Raw genomic sequence first — 15,862 nt, forward strand, 5'->3', positions numbered from 1 at the left:
TGCGGTCGTTATGCCGGGATCGTTTCGATTTTGCCGATGCGCGACCATACGCGGTGCGCTGCCAGCAAGGTTAAAAAGGTATTCATCGAGCTGTCTGACGCCTTCTCTGCCAGCACCACGCCCTCTTCTCCCTCCGGGGCGACCTGCAAATCCGTCACCAACTGACGAGCATCACCCATCAGCGCAATGACTTTAAGGTGTTTATACGCCTCCATCAGGTAGTAGCGTGCATCCCCATTTTTAAGCAGGCTGCTAAGATTGCCATCCGGCACAATCACCCCGTCAACGGTAAGAGAAGGGGCGCCTGCAAAGGTTCCCGCTATCGTTAGCGTTGTGCCGTCGTCAGCCGTTATCTCGCCCATACGCGAATAGAGTAATTTGGCGTGTACGCCCTGGGCTTTAAGCGTCTGTAAAATCGTTAACAGACTGCCAGCACAGGTGCTGTCATTCAGCAATATGGCTACCACGCGGCCTTTAATGGTCCCGTCAGGTTGCGCATAAAGACTGAGGGTGGGGTCTTTGTCCAGACCGTTAACCGGTGCCGGCGGCGTCAGCTGTCGCTGCTCCTCTGTCAGCGTGATGCCAAGGTTTTTTGCCACAGCATCGGCCAGTTGCAGATCAATGTGTGCCAGCTGGTCAACCACGCGTTCACGAATATACGGACGGACCACTTTGCCCAGTTCAAAACTGTAAGCATCAATAATATGACGTTGTTCAAATGGGGTCTGGCTCAGCCAGAACAGGCGAGGTTGGGAGTAATACTCGCCAAATGAAGGGCTGCGCTCGCGCACCTTATGACCATCGACGCGCTCCTGGTAAGAGGTAAAGCCGCCACGTTTCGGCGCCGGAGGCGTTTCACGTGGCCAGTTGTCGTTGATTGAATTGGGCTCATAGTTAGCCGGGTTGGTATCAATATCCATGCGATGCATCCCGTCCCGCTGGAAATTATGGTAGGGGCATGTCGGGCGATTAATAGGGATTTCATGGAAATTCGGCCCACCGAGGCGGCTGATTTGCGTATCCGTGTAGGAGAACAAGCGGCCCTGCAACAGCGGGTCGTTGGTGAAGTCCAGACCGGGGACGATATGGCCTGGATGAAACGCCACTTGTTCATTTTCGGTAAAGAAATTATCCGGATTTCGGTTCAACACCATTCTGCCCACACGTTTAACTGGCACCAGCGCTTCAGGGATCAGTTTGGTGGGGTCGAGAAGATCAAAATCAAATTTGAATTCATCTTCTTCGGGGATCAGTTGCAGCCCCAGCTCATATTCCGGGTAATCACCTGCTTCAATGGCTTCCCATAATTCACGGCGGTGAAAGTCCGGATCGCGTCCGGTGAGTTTTTGCGATTCGTCCCAGACCAGAGAGGCTTTGCCTGCGACAGGTTTCCAGTGAAACCGGACGAAAGTCGATTTTCCTTCGGCGTTTATCAAACGGAAGGTATGGATACCAAACCCTTCCATGGTGCGGTAGCTGCGCGGGATCCCGCGATCGGACATCGCCCACATCACATTGTGCAGGGTTTCAGGTTGCAGTGAGACGTAATCCCAGAAGGTGTCGTGGGCACTCTGTCCCTGCGGAATGGCCCAGTGGGGTTCCGGCTTCACCGCATGTACAAAATCGGGGAACTTATGCGCTTCCTGAATAAAAAATACCGGCGTGTTATTGCCAACTAAATCAAAAATGCCTTCATCTGTGTAAAATTTGACGGCGAATCCACGGATGTCACGCACGGTGTCGGCAGATCCGGCACCACCCTGAACGGTAGAGAAGCGGACGAATACCGGCGTGATTTTATCAGGGTCGGAGAGAAAATCGGCTTTGGTTATATCGCTTAAGTTTTCATAAGGCTGGAAATAGCCGTGTGCGGCCGAGCCACGCGCATGGACGATACGTTCAGGGATACGTTCATGGTCAAAATGGGTGATTTTCTCCCGCAGGATAAAATCTTCCAGCAGGGTGGGGCCACGTGCGCCTGCGCGTAACGAATTCTGATCGTCGGCGATGCGTACACCCTGGTTAGTCGTCAGCGGCACCGCTTCACTCTCTTTACGGAACGCCCCAAGGGCGGTGAGTTTTTCGTTTGCAGTATCCGGGGATTTCAAACTCCCCGGCGCGGTGGGCTGTTCGCCGGGAGGCGTTGGCTGGGGTGTCGGGCGATGGGAGTTGTCGTCGGGAGCCAGCGAGTCGAGCCCTGGTCTGGATTCGCTTGCGTCATGTACGGGGGACTGATGGGGGTGTGGGTTTTTTTCGTTTTGCGACATTGAACTCAGCTCCTGTTTTCATTACTGAAAAATGGTCGTTGTCATGGAAAAACCCTTCTAACTATAGAACAACTCCCCGCAGCCTCTGGCGCAGTGGAGTAAAGTGGGGAGGAATTTTCTACTACGCTGAACTGAAACGCAGTCGGAACGCGACGGACATGGGCACTTTCAGCTATCATAGAAATTTCGTGTTAGTAGAATTCGTCCTGGTAACCTCTTCGCCTATGAAACCTATGCGTCAGCAAAACCGCCGTATTATCAGCTATGTTCCCCGAATCGAACCCGCTCCGCCTGAACATGCCATGAAAGTGGATGGCTTTCGCGACGTCTGGTTGTTACGGGGTAAATACGTGGCTTTTGTGCTGATGGGCGAGCGTTTTCAGCGCTCTCCGGTCTTTAACGTTCCTGAAGCGGCCCAGCGCTGGGCAACACAGATTCGTCAGGAGGGGGAAATTGAAGAGTAACAGACATAAAAAAACCGCCTGAGGTGACAGGCGGTTATACGAGATGCCGCTTAGCGGTGCGCCAGTTCGGCGTCGTCTTTGCTATCCATAATGGTTTTATCAGTCTGCCTGAGCCACTGGCTGGCAAGCGTACCGGCAGTCATGGAACCATTAACGTTCAGGGCAGTACGTCCCATATCGATCAAGGGTTCGACGGAAATCAGCAGCGCCACCAGCGTCACCGGAAGTCCCATCGCTGGCAGTACAATCAGCGCGGCAAAGGTTGCCCCGCCACCCACACCAGCCACACCGGCTGAACTCACGGTAACAATACCCACCAGGGTGGCAATCCATACCGGATCCAGCGGATTAATCCCCACGGTAGGGGCGACCATAACGGCCAGCATTGCCGGGTAAAGCCCCGCACAACCATTCTGACCAATCGTTGCGCCGAAGGAGGCCGAAAAACTGGCGATGGATTCGGGTACGCCCAGGCGACGGGTCTGCGCTTCAACGTTCAGCGGTATTGAGGCTGCACTGGAGCGGCTGGTAAAGGCAAACGTCAGTACAGGCCAAACCTTACGGAAGAATTTCAGCGGACTGACACCGCTCACGCCGAGCAGAATAGCGTGTACCACAAACATGATGGCAAGCCCCAGATAAGAGGCGATAACAAAGCTCCCCAGTTTGATAATGTCCTGAATGTTTGAGCCAGCGACCACTTTGGTCATCAGTGCCAGTACGCCATAGGGCGTCAGTTGCATTACCAGACGCACCAGCTTCATTACCCAGCTTTGCAGGGTATCAATTGCAGTGATGACGCGTTCACCTTTTGGGGCGTCGTCTTTAAGGAGCTTGAGTGCCGCCACGCCAAGGAACGCGGCAAAAATCACCACGCTGATGATCGATGTCGGACTGGCACCCGTCAGATCGGCAAACGGATTTTTAGGAACAAAAGAGAGCAGCAGTTGCGGGACGCTGAGGTCAGCAACTTTTCCGACATAGTTGGTCTGAATGGCAGTAAGGCGCGCCGTCTCTGCGGTTCCCTGGACCAGCCCTTCTGCAGTTAAACCGAATAAAGTGGTGACCAGTACCCCCACTAATGCTGAAATCAGGGTGGTAAAGAGCAGTGTTCCGATGGTTAAAACGCTGATCTTCCCAAGCTGCGAGGCGTTATGCAGGCGTGCTACGGCGCTCAGTATGGAAGCAAAAACCAATGGCATAACAATCATTTGCAGCAATTGTACATAGCCGTTACCGACCACGTTAAACCACTGAATAGACGCTTTTAGTACCGGGCTCTCCGCACCATAGATAGCCTGCAGCGCAAGACCAAAGAGTACGCCCAGAGCCAGACCTGCCAGCACTTTTTTCGCCAGGCTCCACTGTTTATGGCGGCTTTGCGCCAGCAGCAGTAAGAGGGCGACGAAAACCACGACGTTCGCGATTAAAGGAAAGTTCATTCCCGTTCTCCTGATGTAATTATGTGATCGGCGTAACGATACCAATCGTTGGCGGAAGGGTAGCAGAACTGGGGTGCAGGGCTTATATCCAAATGGAATGATTTATGACGTAATCATCATTTTCGCGCGATTACTGACCAATCTGTTGATGAATGAAGCGATTGAACTGGCTTTGCAGGGTGTTGATTATCTGTGACGACCAGCGAACTGCACTGTTATCGGGCACCGACTGCGGCATCCATAAGGCCCAGGTGAACAGCGCCATGCACAGCGCGCGCTCCAGCTGGTTCCCTTTTTGTGCTGCCAGCAGCGGGAGACGGAAGCGCCAGCGGCATGGCCAGAGCAGAGGAACCCCCGCAGGTGTAAGCATATCGGCCAGAATATGGCTCAAATAGCCCAGCACCATCCCCTGAAGTGCATCAGTAGGGATAATCCAGCTTTCCGGTACTTTCAGATAAAAAAGGGTAAGGGCGATAAAAACCGCCAGCAGACTATGCGTAAACCCGCGGTGCCCGAACATACGGGCCACAGGCTTAGAGATCCACTTTAATCGCTGCCCCAGGAGAGATTTCGGATGGTCAATATCCGGCAGCAGGCAGGTCAGAATGGCAGACGGCACAATATGCCACCAGTCCCCTTGTGCCAGCACAGGGGTTAATTCGGCATTCTTGGCAAACACCGCACAGGCAATTGAAAAAAGCAGGTGTCCTTCCGCCGTCATGATAAAACTCACCAAACTGTCGATGTATACAGTATAGGGTTTTTATACAGTAGGCGGAAGAGGTGACGGTGTAACTCTTTGTCACAAAGATGACATTAACGCGCCAGCCAGCCTCCGTCTACGGCAAGTGTAAACCCGTTGATATAATCGGAAGCGGCAGAAGCCAGAAATATCGCAGGACCCTGCAGGTCGTCCGGCGTTCCCCAGCGCTGGGCAGGGATCCTCTCGAGGATCTGTTTATTACGTTCTTCATCGTCCCGCAGCGCCTGAGTGTTATTGGTGGCCATGTAACCGGGAGCAATAGCATTCACATTAATATTATAAGCAGCCCATTCGTTTGCCAGGGCGCGTGTCAGGCCCATGATGCCGCTTTTCGAGGCGGTGTAGGAAGGTACGCGGATGCCACCCTGAAAAGAGAGCATGGAGGCAATATTAATAATTTTGCCGCCGCCACCCTGGGCAATAAACTGCCTGGCTACGGCCTGCGAGAGAAAAAAGGCTGTTTTCAGATTCAGACTCATTACCTCATCCCAGTCTTTTTCACTGAAATCAAGGGCATCACAGCGGCGAATAGTTCCGGCATTATTGAGCAGAATATCTATCCGCCCCATCTGCGACACGCTTTCAGTCACAATATCGTCAATGCCATCCTGCTTACTGAGATCGGCCTGAAGCGCTATAAAACGGCGACCAAGTTGCGTGACCCGTGCTGCCGTGTCGTGCGGCGTTTTTCTGCCTACCCCCACAATGTCGCACCCGGCTTCAGCCAGGCCGAGCGCCATACCTTGCCCCAGCCCGGTATCACAGCCGGTGACGATGGCGACTTTATTTGCCAGATGAAAAGCGTCAAGAATCATTGTTCCCCCGTTGAGGTTCTTGCATGGTCTGAGAAAAGCTTAGAGGGGGAAAAGGAGAATGACAAATTAAATGAAACGAGGTTTCAAAAAATGAGGGGCACTTTACCCCTCATGGATTCTATTACCCAAGTAAATGGGTGAGAGTCAGCGCTTCAAGCGAATTAAGCTTAACGTCAGCTAAGGCATAACGCGGGTCGTGGCGGTTTTCTTCAGCGGGAACCACGATGGAACGCATACGTGCCGCTTTACTGGCAATCATGCCATTGGTCGAATCCTCCAGCGCAACGCAGGTGAGAGGATCCACCCCCAGCTTCGCGGCACAATCCAGGTAGACCTGCGGGTGCGGTTTACTGTAGGGAAGTTTCTCTGCCGAAGCCAGGGCATCAAAGCTTTCCCGCAGACCGAACAGGGTAAGCACTTTTTCAAGCATATGCAGCGGGGAGGCTGAGGCGAGTCCCACCTTCAACCCGTTTGCTTTGCACAAAGCGACAGCTTCACGGGCGCCAGGTAGTAACGGGCGGGCCTCTTCAACCAGAGAAATAGCGCGACTGATGATGCGGGCGGTGACCTCTTCACAGCCCGGACCATTCCAGGGCTGCTGCGCATACCAGAGACCGACCACCACATCAATGCGCAGGCCCAGCAGATCCGGCAGTTCATCGCGTCGGGTAATATCCACACCCAAACTTGCCATGACGTCCAGTTCAGCCCGGTCCCAGAGTGGCTCTGAGTCCATTATCAATCCATCCATATCGAAAATAGCAGCAAGAATTTGTCGTGGGGCAGACATAGTACCTCTCTTTGACGTTGAATCGGGGGGTAAATGTTCACAATGGTTAAGATGCCATCATACCGTCTTTAAAGAACAGGCGAAAATGAATCTGAGCAGGTAGACTTAGGCGCAAACAGAACGTCTGAAAAGGGGAATCCATGACGTATCAGCAAGCTGGACGCATAGCAGTGCTCAAACGCGTTCTGGGGTGGGTTATTTTTATCCCATCGGTCATATCGACCATCATTTCCGTACTGAAATTTATGTACGAACATAGCGAGAAGCAGGCGGGTATTAATGCCGTCATGCTGGATTTTGCTCATGTAATCATTGAAATGGTGCGTTTTAATACGCCCTTTCTTAATCTTTTCTGGTTCAACTCGCCAACACCCGATTTTCACCAGCAAATGAATATTACGTTCTGGGTCATCTTTGCGCTGATTTTCGTTGGCCTTGCATTGCAGGCCTCGGGCGCCAGAATGAGTCGTCAGACGCGTTTTCTGCGTGAAAATGTCGAAGATCAGATGATCCTGGAGAAAGCGAAGGGCGAGCAGGGGTTGTCTCGTGCCCGGATAGAGGAGCGCATTGTGGTGCCACACCACACGATTTTCCTGCAAATTTTCCCGCTCTATGTGCTGCCAGTCATTATTATCGTGGCCGGCTATTTCTTCTTTTCGTTACTCGGATTTTTGTAAAAAGAAGGCCACCGTTCAGGTGGCCTTTTTGCTCAGGATGCCAGCACGCGTTCCAGCGCCTGCTGCGCCGTAACGAGGTGTTGCCCGCCAAACAAAATTGCCCGGTTGAACAGTGTGTAGAGCTGGTAAATGGGCTGGCGGTCAGGAAAATCACCCGGTAAAGGACTGACGGACTGGTAACCATCATACAGCTGTGGAGGCTGATCGCTGTGTAACGGCAGCATGGCCAGGTCGCACTCCCTGTCACCCCAGTAGCAGGCGGGATCGTAAATATAAGGACCGTCCGGGCCAAGGGCGCAATTTGATGACCATAAATCCCCATGCAGAAGAGAGGGCTGAGGCTGGTGTGCCGAGAGCCGCTGCTGCACATGTTCAACAATGGCATCGATGTTACCAAACGCCAGCCCTTTTTCGGCCGCCAGCTCCAGCTGCCAGCCTATACGCTGTTCAGCAAAAAAGGTTGACCAGCGGCGTTGCCAGGTATTGGGCTGGGGCGTGGTAGAGAGGTCGTTATCAAAATCGAGTCCGAACTGAGGCTGATCGCTCCATGCGTGCAGACGCGCAAGCTGCTGCCCGAGCAAGAACGCATTGTGGGCATCAAGGGGGCGAGGAGGAAGATACTCCATAACTAAAAAACTGTAGTCGCGATCGGCACCAACGGCCCAGACTTCAGGCACCCGCACGGTATGGCTACGGGACAGCAGTTCCAGCTGATCGGCTTCTGCGGTGAAAATCGGCAACAGCTCACGGTCATCGCATTTGACGAAGAGTTCTCGCCCGGCATAACGCAAATGCCATGCAGCGTGGATCTCTCCACCTGGCAACTCGTCACGCTGTTCGATGACGCCTTCACCGAGTTGTTCGCTTAACAAACGACTAATTGCTTGCCACATGATTTGTCTCCCATGTTATCAGCCAGATCATTAGGTTAGCGCACTACAGCGATAAAAAAATTCGAACTCACGCACACCTGTGCAGGAGAGGTGTGATCGGGCACTTATTATTGAAGCTCTTTGTGCCAGGATTCCCAGGTGGTGACATGTATCTCAGGCGTTTCATTAACGGCGCTGTCTGCCAGCCCGCTCGCCAGTTCCTGCACCTCCTGCTCGCTCAGCGGGCTGATAAGGCCAAAGGTGTTGGTTCCGAGATCGTGCACCTTTCCCTCGTCATCGGTTAATGTCAGTAGAAAACCTGCCCGGGTAAACTGGTTATTCAGCTCGTTAATTTCCGTCAGACTCTGTTCATGAAAAGAAACTGTGACGACATAGCGCGAAATATCACCGCTGCTCATAATTCACCTCGTTGTTATCGTGAGTGTTTTCAGCATAGTCGGCGAGGGGGATTTGTCGACTTTCGCGCCAGGAGACAGACCCCTTCGCCCGGCAGGCGAAGGGTAAAGATTAACTACGTGAGAGGTAATCGTAAATTTTTTGGGTGTCATCATGAGCACAAAGGCGGGTACCTTTGTTGATGGTTGCTGCGCTCCCGGCTGCAACGCCATAGCGGACCATCTCCTGTAGACTGGCACCCTGGGCCAGTTTTAAGGTCATGGCTCCCACCATGCTGTCACCTGCGCCCACGGTACTTTGGCTTTTCATCGGCGGAGGCACGACCTGCACGCAGTGATCGGCGTCAACACCAAGCGCACCCTGAGGCCCCAGAGAAACCACAACCCGCATCGCTTTGCCGCTACGGACAATCTCCTGCGCAGCTTGACGTACATCGTCCGGTTGCGTCAGCTCACGACCCACAAGGGCACTCAGCTCTTTCTGGTTAGGCTTCACCAGCTCAATGCCTCCTATCTCGAGGGCCGCCGTCAGGGCATCGCCGGAACTGTCAACGACGCATCGGATGCCTGCGTCCTGCGCGGCAGTGATGAGTTGCGTCAATTTTCCAACCTCCACACCCGGGGGAAGACTGCCACTAATCACCAGTAACGCTCCCTTTTCGATAGCCAGAATGTGCGCTTCAAGCTGGCGGAACTCATCGTCGCTTAACGCAGCACCAGGCATCACAAACCTGTACTGCTCGCCGCTGGCTTCGACATGAACATGCAGGTTTTGCCGGGTCCAGTCACGGGTTGCTATGCAATGGGTGGGGACGTTTTCATCTGCCAGCAGGGACTGAAGATGCTCTCCTGTTGCACCACCGGCCGGAAAAATAGCCGTGGCTTTTCCGCCGAGATGAGCAATGGCGCGGGCAACATTTATGCCGCCTCCACCAGGTTCAAAGACGGGGGCCGTGCAGCGTAACTTACCCTCCGGGTAAATCTGCGGGGTCAGGGTGGCGCTGTCGAGTGACGGGGCAAGCGTCAGAGTGTAAACATTGACCATTTTTATCTCCTTATGCAGTAGGTTTCTTAAGTCTGGCACTCTGTGGGCAGAAGGCAAAATGCGCAAAATCATGAACATTCCGACTTCATTCTCAAAGGAGGACCGACAGCCGTGTACAGGGGAAATAAAGCACCGGGAGGCGGTTAAATTTCATCGTTTTTATCGCAGGATAGTATTAACATTGGCGCGCGCGAAACAGCGCCTAACCTTGTATATGTATTTTTAGAGACACCTAATGAAGCTTTTAAAGACAGTACCCGCGCTGGTTCTTCTCGCGGGGGGCGTGCTTGCGTCAATGAATGCTGCCGCTGATGACACCGTATTTACTGTCATGGATGACCCATCTACCGCTAAAAAACCGTTTGAAGGCATTTTGAACGGGGGCTATATGGCCCAGTCCGGAAACACCACGAGTTCTTCTTTAACAGCCGACTCTACGTTGACCTGGTACGGCTCCTCGACCGCGTGGTCATTGTGGGGGACGGCGAGTAATACTTCCGCCAATGATGAGCGTTCGTCAGAGAAATACTCTGCGGGTGGCCGTAGCCGTTATAACCTGACGGATTATGACTATATTTTCGGTCAGGCAAGCTGGTTGACAGACAGATACAACGGCTACCATCAGCGTGATATTTTCACGGCCGGTTATGGTCGTCAGTTCCTTAACGGGCCGGTGCACAGTTTCCGTTTTGAATTCGGTCCGGGTGTTCGTTACGACGAATACACGGATGGTGATACGGATACGCAGGGACTGGGTTATGCGTCAGGAACTTACATGTGGCAAATGACCGATACCACCAAATTCACCCAGGGTGTGTCTGTGTTTGGTTCTGATGACACCACCGTGAACTCCGAGACGGCACTTAACGTGGCCATCAATGATCATTTCGGGCTTAAGGTTGCTTATAACCTGACCTGGAACTCTGAGCCGCCTGCTTCCGCGCCAGAGCACACCGATCGCAGAACAACGGTTACGCTTGGCTATAAAATGTAATCGCACAGGGCCGGTTTGCCGGCCCTTAATTGTGCCGGACCCTTACGATGACCCCGTTCGGGCGAGCGCAACAGCATTTTGAATCGCCGCCTTTGCCTGCGGACTGTTTTTCCAGCATGTTGAACCTACCAGCGCCGCGCCCTGAGTCAGAATCTCCTCCACCCCTGCCTGCCCTAACTGATCCAGTGAGCTAAACCCCATTTGTTCGAGTCTTTCGATGACTTTTGGCCCTACGCCTTTGCATTCAAGTAGCGCCTCGCGTTCTTTTTGTGTAAATGGCATGGTGATGTCCTTATAGTAATTAGCGGTGCTTTCGCTCATTTTCATTATGAACGCGGCGTGAGAAGCCAACAATCCCCCTGAATTAGCGATGGTCCTACAGGAAGAGATGAATGGGTAAATCCAAAGACGCCGAGTTATATGAAGAAATGTGCCGGGTGGTGGGCAAAATTGTGCTTGAGATGCGTGATTTAGGTCAGGAGCCCAAACACATCGTGATCGCCGGAATGGTAAGAACGATGCTGGCCAACCAGAAGGTTCAGCGTACCGCGCTCACGCGTCAGGCCATGTCGGAGGTCATTAAAGCGCTGGGTTATGATGCATGAGCGCAAATCCGCCGGTTTATGAAATCCGAAATGAATCAATCTTGCGCTGAGTGGTGCACTCCCGCTTTTAATAGTGTTACCATCCCCGAACCAAATGTAAAAATCGCTCTCGGGGCAGACATTTGCGTAAACCATTACGCGCCAATTTAACAATTGTTGGTTAGATGGCGGCGTAATTGAATGTAAACACCTAAATATTTACTTCGTATGTGATCTTACGTGCGGGTCACCACTGCGAAATAAGGATATGAAATGCCAGTAATTACTCTTCCTGATGGCAGTCAACGCCATTTCGATCATGCTGTTAGCCCAATGGATGTTGCGCTCGACATTGGTCCGGGGCTTGCTAAAGCCACAATCGCGGGTCGCGTTAACGGCGAACTGGTTGATGCCTCTGATCTGATTGAACAGGACGCGACCTTGTCGCTCATCACCGCCAAAGACGAAGATGGTCTTGAAATCATTCGTCACTCCTGTGCGCACCTGTTAGGGCATGCAATTAAACAGCTATGGCCCAATACCAAAATGGCGATCGGGCCGGTCATCGACAATGGCTTCTACTATGACGTTGACCTTGACCATACCCTGACCCAGGAAGATATCGACGCGCTCGAAAAACGTATGCATGAGCTCGCCGAGAAAAATTATGATGTCATCAAGAAGAAAGTAAGCTGGCACGAGGCGCGTGAAGCCTTTGCTAAGCGTGGTGAGAGCTACAAGGTTTCCATTCTTGATGAAAATATTGCTCATGATGACAAGCCCGGCTTGTATCATCATGAAGAATATATCGATATGTGCCGTGGCCCGCACGTGCCGAATATGCGTTTCTGTCACCACTTCAAACTGATGAAAATAGCCGGTGCTTACTGGCGTGGCGACAGCAATAATAAAATGCTGCAGCGTATATACGGTACTGCATGGGCTGACAAAAAAGCACTTAATGCCTATCTGCTGCGCCTTGAAGAGGCGGCGAAACGCGACCACCGTAAAATTGGCAAACAACTCGACCTGTATCATATGCAGGAAGAGGCGCCGGGAATGGTGTTCTGGCACAACGATGGCTGGACTATCTTCCGTGAACTGGAAACGTTCGTACGGTCTAAACTGAAAGAGTATCAGTATCAGGAAGTGAAAGGCCCCTTTATGATGGACCGTGTGCTGTGGGAAAAAACCGGCCACTGGGACAATTATAAAGATGCGATGTTTACTACATCGTCTGAAAATCGCGAATACTGCATTAAGCCGATGAACTGCCCGGGACACGTACAGATCTTCAACCAGGGGCTGAAATCTTACCGTGATCTGCCGCTGCGCATGGCGGAATTTGGCAGTTGCCACCGTAATGAGCCGTCAGGTGCGCTGCACGGTCTGATGCGCGTTCGCGGCTTTACCCAGGATGATGCACACATCTTCTGTACCGAAGAACAGGTACGTGATGAAGTGAACGCTTGTATCCGACTGGTCTATGATATGTATAGCACCTTTGGCTTCGAGAAGATCGTCGTCAAATTATCCACTCGTCCTGAAAAACGTATTGGCAGTGACGAAATGTGGGATCGTGCTGAGGCGGATCTGGCAGTTGCGCTGGAAGAAAACAATATCCCGTTTGAGTATCAACTGGGTGAAGGCGCATTCTACGGTCCGAAAATTGAATTTACGTTATATGACTGTCTCGATAGAGCTTGGCAGTGCGGAACGGTACAGCTGGACTTCTCTTTACCACAGCGCTTGAATGCCTCCTACGTAGGTGAAAGTAACGAGCGCCAGGTACCGGTGATGATCCACCGAGCAATTCTGGGGTCGCTGGAGCGCTTTATTGGCATCCTGACTGAAGAATTTGCTGGCTTCTTCCCAACCTGGCTTGCACCAGTTCAGGTTGTAGTGATGAATATCACTGATTCTCAAGCCGAATATGTCAACGAATTGACACGAAAATTGCAAAATGCAGGTATTCGTGTAAAAGCGGACTTGAGAAACGAGAAGATTGGCTTTAAAATCCGCGAGCACACTTTACGTCGTGTCCCTTATATGTTGGTCTGTGGTGATAAAGAGGTGGAAGCAGGCAAAGTGGCCGTTCGCACCCGCCGCGGTAAAGACCTGGGCAGCCTGGACGTAAGTGAAGTGATTGAGAAGCTGCAACAAGAGATTCGCAGCCGCAGTCTTCAACAACTGGAGGAATAAGGTATTAAAGGCGGAAAACGAGTTCAAACGGCACGTCCGAATCGTATCAATGGCGAGATTCGCGCCCAGGAAGTTCGCTTAACGGGTCTGGAAGGCGAGCAGCTGGGTATTGTGAGTCTGAGAGAAGCTATCGAAAAGGCTGAAGAAGCCGGAGTAGATTTAGTTGAGATCAGCCCTAACGCCGAACCGCCAGTTTGTCGTATCATGGACTACGGCAAGTTCCTTTATGAAAAGAGTAAGTCTTCTAAGGAACAGAAGAAAAAACAAAAAGTTATTCAGGTCAAGGAAATCAAATTCCGACCTGGCACCGACGATGGCGACTACCAGGTAAAACTCCGCAGCCTGGTACGCTTTCTGGAAGAGGGTGATAAAGCTAAGATCACGCTGCGTTTCCGCGGTCGTGAGATGGCTCACCAGCAGATCGGTATGGAAGTGCTTAATCGCGTCCGTGACGATCTGAGTGAACTGGCAGTGGTCGAATCCTTCCCATCGAAGATCGAAGGCCGCCAGATGATCATGGTGCTCGCTCCTAAGAAGAAACAGTAAGGCCTTCAAGTAGCGATTCCTGTGAAGCGATAGCTTCGCAGGATTTGCTCGCCTTTGTTTCGTTTATTAACAATGCGAAGTGGAAGTTATTAAAATGCCAAAAATTAAGACCGTACGCGGTGCTGCTAAGCGCTTCAAAAAAACCGGTAAAGGTGGTTTTAAGCACAAGCACGCTAACCTGCGTCACATTCTGACCAAAAAAGCTACCAAGCGTAAACGTCACCTGCGTCCGAAAGCCATGGTTTCCAAAGGCGATCTGGGCCTGGTAATCGCGTGCCTGCCGTACGCATAAGTCGTTTAACCTTTTAACTTTTTAATTAGAATAGATACAGGAGAGCACATATGGCTCGCGTAAAACGTGGTGTAGTTGCCCGTGCACGTCACAAGAAAATTTTGAAACAAGCTAAAGGCTACTACGGTGCGCGTTCTCGCGTATACCGCGTTGCCTTCCAGGCTGTTATCAAAGCAGGTCAGTACGCTTACCGTGACCGTCGTCAACGTAAACGTCAGTTCCGTCAACTGTGGATTGCGCGTATCAACGCAGCAGCACGTCAGAACGGTATTTCTTACAGCAAATTCATCAACGGCCTGAAAAAAGCCTCTGTTGAAATCGACCGTAAGATTCTGGCTGACATCGCCGTATTCGACAAAGTAGCGTTCACCGCTCTGGTCGAAAAAGCGAAAGCAGCACTGGCATAAGCCAGTTAAAAGAGGGAGCTTGTCTCCCTCTTTTTCGTTCCACACTATCATTACATTGACATTTATTCGGTGTGCCTTTTCAATAAGGTTTCCCGGTCTTTATCAGACAAGGTAACGCAAGCATGAATGCTGCTATTTTCCGCTTCTTTTTTTACTTTAGCACCTGAATCCAGGAGGCGAGAGCGTGAGAGAAGAAACGGAAAATTAACGCCAAAAGCCTCCAACAGGAGGCTTTTTTTGTGTCCGAATTTTAAGTAAAAAGTCCAATAACAAGGACATAACGAGGAAAATTATGTCACATCTCGCAGAGCTGGTTGCCAGTGCACGGGCAGCCATTAATGATGCCTCAGATGTCGCCACGTTAGATAACGTACGCGTTGAATATCTGGGTAAGAAAGGGCATTTGACCCTTCAGATGACCACCCTGCGTGAGCTGCCGCCAGAAGAGCGCCCGGCTGCCGGAGCGGTGATTAATGACGCGAAAGAGCAGGTTCAACAGGCATTAAATGCGCGCAAATACGATTTAGAAAACGCCGCGCTGAATGCCCGTCTGGCTGCAGAAACTATTGACGTTTCCCTGCCGGGCCGTCGTATTGAAAATGGCGGTTTACACCCGGTAACCCGCACTATTGACCGTATTGAACACTTCTTTGGTGAGCTTGGCTTTACCGTGGCGACAGGCCCGGAAATCGAAGATGACTACCATAACTTCGATGCGCTGAATATTCCCGGTCACCATCCTGCGCGTGCCGATCATGACACTTTCTGGTTTGATGCGACCCGCCTGCTGCGTACGCAGACGTCCGGTGTGCAAATCCGTACCATGAAAGACAAACAGCCGCCGATTCGCATTATCGCGCCGGGTCGCGTTTATCGTAACGATTACGATCAGACGCACACGCCGATGTTCCACCAGATGGAAGGCCTGATTGTTGATACCAACATCAGCTTTACCAACCTGAAGGGCACGCTGCACGATTTTTTGAGCAACTTCTTTGAAGAAGATCTGCAGATTCGCTTCCGTCCCTCCTACTTCCCGTTCACGGAACCTTCTGCTGAAGTCGACGTAATGGGCAAAAACGGCAAATGGCTTGAAGTCCTGGGCTGCGGTATGGTGCACCCCAACGTGTTGCGCAACGTCGGCATCGATCCAGAAGTTTACTCCGGTTTTGCGTTCGGCATGGGGATGGAACGCCTGACCATGTTGCGTTACGGCGTAACCGATTTACGCGCCTTCTTCGAAAACGATTTGCGTTTCCTCAAACAGTTTAAATAAGGGCAGGACA

The 15,862-nt window shown here is 51.9% G+C and carries 19 protein-coding genes and 1 other annotated feature; of the genes, 10 read left to right on the plus strand and 9 right to left on the minus strand.

From position 1 onward, the window contains the following. Window positions 1–8: 8 nt before the first annotated feature. Window positions 9–2,267: a catalase HPII gene (gene katE / locus M1D91_RS09655; protein ID WP_437430383.1), complete on the minus strand. Its 2,259-nt coding sequence runs from the start codon at window positions 2,265–2,267 to the stop codon at window positions 9–11. Between the two features lie 224 nt (window positions 2,268–2,491). Between katE and cedA the strand changes: the two genes are divergently transcribed. Continuing rightward, the gene (gene cedA, locus M1D91_RS09660) at window positions 2,492–2,731 is read left to right on the plus strand and encodes a cell division activator CedA (protein ID WP_457976223.1); all 240 of its coding nucleotides are present in this window, start codon (window positions 2,492–2,494) and stop codon (window positions 2,729–2,731) included. 50 nt (window positions 2,732–2,781) lie between these two features. On the opposite strand, the gene M1D91_RS09665 is transcribed toward cedA, so the two are convergent. From M1D91_RS09665 to hxpB, 4 genes are all read right to left on the minus strand, one after another. Further along, the gene (locus M1D91_RS09665) at window positions 2,782–4,173 is read right to left on the minus strand and encodes an L-cystine transporter (protein ID WP_437430385.1); all 1,392 of its coding nucleotides are present in this window, start codon (window positions 4,171–4,173) and stop codon (window positions 2,782–2,784) included. A 130-nt stretch (window positions 4,174–4,303) separates the two neighbouring features. Then, window positions 4,304–4,894 (minus strand): metal-dependent hydrolase, encoded by a 591-nt coding sequence (locus M1D91_RS09670; protein WP_437430386.1) that lies wholly within the window; start codon window positions 4,892–4,894, stop codon window positions 4,304–4,306. A 95-nt stretch (window positions 4,895–4,989) separates the two neighbouring features. Then, window positions 4,990–5,751 carry a 2-dehydro-3-deoxy-D-gluconate 5-dehydrogenase KduD gene (kduD, locus tag M1D91_RS09675; RefSeq protein ID WP_437430387.1) on the minus strand — a complete coding sequence of 254 codons (762 nt, stop codon included), beginning with the start codon at window positions 5,749–5,751 and terminating at the stop codon, window positions 4,990–4,992. A gap of 121 nt (window positions 5,752–5,872) precedes the next feature. Next, window positions 5,873–6,541: a hexitol phosphatase HxpB gene (hxpB, locus tag M1D91_RS09680; protein ID WP_437430388.1), complete on the minus strand. Its 669-nt coding sequence runs from the start codon at window positions 6,539–6,541 to the stop codon at window positions 5,873–5,875. A gap of 140 nt (window positions 6,542–6,681) precedes the next feature. Here hxpB and M1D91_RS09685 point away from each other — a divergent pair, with 140 nt between their 5' ends. Further along, window positions 6,682–7,218, plus strand: a complete 537-nt coding sequence (locus tag M1D91_RS09685) for a YniB family protein (RefSeq protein ID WP_437430389.1) — start codon at window positions 6,682–6,684, stop codon at window positions 7,216–7,218. Between the two features lie 32 nt (window positions 7,219–7,250). On the opposite strand, the gene M1D91_RS09690 is transcribed toward M1D91_RS09685, so the two are convergent. The 3 genes from M1D91_RS09690 to pfkB form a co-directional block, all read right to left on the minus strand. After that, window positions 7,251–8,111 (minus strand): fructosamine kinase family protein, encoded by an 861-nt coding sequence (locus M1D91_RS09690; RefSeq protein WP_437430390.1) that lies wholly within the window; start codon window positions 8,109–8,111, stop codon window positions 7,251–7,253. 107 nt (window positions 8,112–8,218) lie between these two features. After that, entirely contained in the window at window positions 8,219–8,509 is a 291-nt protein-coding gene (ghoS, locus tag M1D91_RS09695) for a type V toxin-antitoxin system endoribonuclease antitoxin GhoS (protein WP_437430391.1), read from the minus strand. A 109-nt stretch (window positions 8,510–8,618) separates the two neighbouring features. After that, window positions 8,619–9,551: a 6-phosphofructokinase II gene (gene pfkB, locus M1D91_RS09700; RefSeq protein ID WP_437430392.1), complete on the minus strand. Its 933-nt coding sequence runs from the start codon at window positions 9,549–9,551 to the stop codon at window positions 8,619–8,621. 235 nt (window positions 9,552–9,786) lie between these two features. Between pfkB and M1D91_RS09705 the strand changes: the two genes are divergently transcribed. After that, complete coding sequence (locus tag M1D91_RS09705; protein WP_437430393.1) at window positions 9,787–10,545, plus strand: DUF481 domain-containing protein; 759 nt, start codon at window positions 9,787–9,789, stop codon at window positions 10,543–10,545. Window positions 10,546–10,587: 42 nt separating this feature from the next. Here the strand turns inward: M1D91_RS09705 and M1D91_RS09710 are convergent, their stop codons facing one another. After that, window positions 10,588–10,827 (minus strand): helix-hairpin-helix domain-containing protein, encoded by a 240-nt coding sequence (locus M1D91_RS09710; RefSeq protein WP_437430394.1) that lies wholly within the window; start codon window positions 10,825–10,827, stop codon window positions 10,588–10,590. Window positions 10,828–10,937: 110 nt separating this feature from the next. On the opposite strand from M1D91_RS09710, the gene fumD reads away from it, so the two are divergent. From fumD to pheS, 7 genes are all read left to right on the plus strand, one after another. Beyond that, on the plus strand, window positions 10,938–11,150 hold the full coding sequence (gene fumD, locus M1D91_RS09715; RefSeq protein WP_437430395.1) for a fumarate hydratase FumD: 213 nt from the start codon (window positions 10,938–10,940) through the stop codon (window positions 11,148–11,150). 252 nt (window positions 11,151–11,402) lie between these two features. Continuing rightward, on the plus strand, window positions 11,403–13,331 hold the full coding sequence (gene thrS, locus M1D91_RS09720) for a threonine--tRNA ligase (protein WP_437430396.1): 1,929 nt from the start codon (window positions 11,403–11,405) through the stop codon (window positions 13,329–13,331). 3 nt (window positions 13,332–13,334) lie between these two features. Continuing rightward, window positions 13,335–13,877, plus strand: a complete 543-nt coding sequence (gene infC / locus M1D91_RS09725) for a translation initiation factor IF-3 (protein ID WP_437430553.1) — start codon at window positions 13,335–13,337, stop codon at window positions 13,875–13,877. Window positions 13,878–13,971: 94 nt separating this feature from the next. Beyond that, window positions 13,972–14,169, plus strand: coding sequence for a 50S ribosomal protein L35 (gene rpmI, locus M1D91_RS09730; RefSeq protein WP_001124225.1), 198 nt, complete (start codon window positions 13,972–13,974; stop codon window positions 14,167–14,169). Window positions 14,170–14,219: 50 nt separating this feature from the next. Beyond that, the gene (gene rplT, locus M1D91_RS09735) at window positions 14,220–14,576 is read left to right on the plus strand and encodes a 50S ribosomal protein L20 (RefSeq protein WP_032617738.1); all 357 of its coding nucleotides are present in this window, start codon (window positions 14,220–14,222) and stop codon (window positions 14,574–14,576) included. 117 nt (window positions 14,577–14,693) lie between these two features. Next, window positions 14,694–14,817, plus strand: a sequence feature (Phe leader region). Then, complete coding sequence (gene pheM, locus M1D91_RS09740) at window positions 14,699–14,743, plus strand: pheST operon leader peptide PheM (protein ID WP_001386830.1); 45 nt, start codon at window positions 14,699–14,701, stop codon at window positions 14,741–14,743. It overlaps the preceding feature by 45 nt. 51 nt (window positions 14,818–14,868) lie before the next feature. Then, window positions 14,869–15,852 carry a phenylalanine--tRNA ligase subunit alpha gene (gene pheS, locus M1D91_RS09745; RefSeq protein WP_437430397.1) on the plus strand — a complete coding sequence of 328 codons (984 nt, stop codon included), beginning with the start codon at window positions 14,869–14,871 and terminating at the stop codon, window positions 15,850–15,852. Window positions 15,853–15,862 lie beyond the last annotated feature (10 nt).

This window comes from Enterobacter sp. SA197 (assembly GCF_054131575.1).

Bases quoted from the DNA above. Each gene is read 5' to 3' on its own strand.
- M1D91_RS09685 (WP_437430389.1), top strand. From the start codon at position 6,682: ATGACGTATCAGCAAGCTGGACGCATAGCAGTGCTCAAACGCGTTCTG.
- M1D91_RS09710 (WP_437430394.1), bottom strand. From the start codon at position 10,827: ATGCCATTTACACAAAAAGAACGCGAGGCGCTACTTGAATGCAAAGGC.
- hxpB (WP_437430388.1), bottom strand. From the start codon at position 6,541: ATGTCTGCCCCACGACAAATTCTTGCTGCTATTTTCGATATGGATGGA.
- fumD (WP_437430395.1), top strand. From the start codon at position 10,938: ATGGGTAAATCCAAAGACGCCGAGTTATATGAAGAAATGTGCCGGGTG.
- katE (WP_437430383.1), bottom strand. From the start codon at position 2,267: ATGTCGCAAAACGAAAAAAACCCACACCCCCATCAGTCCCCCGTACAT.
- kduD (WP_437430387.1), bottom strand. From the start codon at position 5,751: ATGATTCTTGACGCTTTTCATCTGGCAAATAAAGTCGCCATCGTCACC.
- pfkB (WP_437430392.1), bottom strand. From the start codon at position 9,551: ATGGTCAATGTTTACACTCTGACGCTTGCCCCGTCACTCGACAGCGCC.
- pheS (WP_437430397.1), top strand. From the start codon at position 14,869: ATGTCACATCTCGCAGAGCTGGTTGCCAGTGCACGGGCAGCCATTAAT.
- M1D91_RS09665 (WP_437430385.1), bottom strand. From the start codon at position 4,173: ATGAACTTTCCTTTAATCGCGAACGTCGTGGTTTTCGTCGCCCTCTTA.
- M1D91_RS09690 (WP_437430390.1), bottom strand. From the start codon at position 8,111: ATGTGGCAAGCAATTAGTCGTTTGTTAAGCGAACAACTCGGTGAAGGC.
- M1D91_RS09705 (WP_437430393.1), top strand. From the start codon at position 9,787: ATGAAGCTTTTAAAGACAGTACCCGCGCTGGTTCTTCTCGCGGGGGGC.
- rpmI (WP_001124225.1), top strand. From the start codon at position 13,972: ATGCCAAAAATTAAGACCGTACGCGGTGCTGCTAAGCGCTTCAAAAAA.
- cedA (WP_457976223.1), top strand. From the start codon at position 2,492: ATGAAACCTATGCGTCAGCAAAACCGCCGTATTATCAGCTATGTTCCC.
- ghoS (WP_437430391.1), bottom strand. From the start codon at position 8,509: ATGAGCAGCGGTGATATTTCGCGCTATGTCGTCACAGTTTCTTTTCAT.
- thrS (WP_437430396.1), top strand. From the start codon at position 11,403: ATGCCAGTAATTACTCTTCCTGATGGCAGTCAACGCCATTTCGATCAT.
- M1D91_RS09670 (WP_437430386.1), bottom strand. From the start codon at position 4,894: ATGACGGCGGAAGGACACCTGCTTTTTTCAATTGCCTGTGCGGTGTTT.
- rplT (WP_032617738.1), top strand. From the start codon at position 14,220: ATGGCTCGCGTAAAACGTGGTGTAGTTGCCCGTGCACGTCACAAGAAA.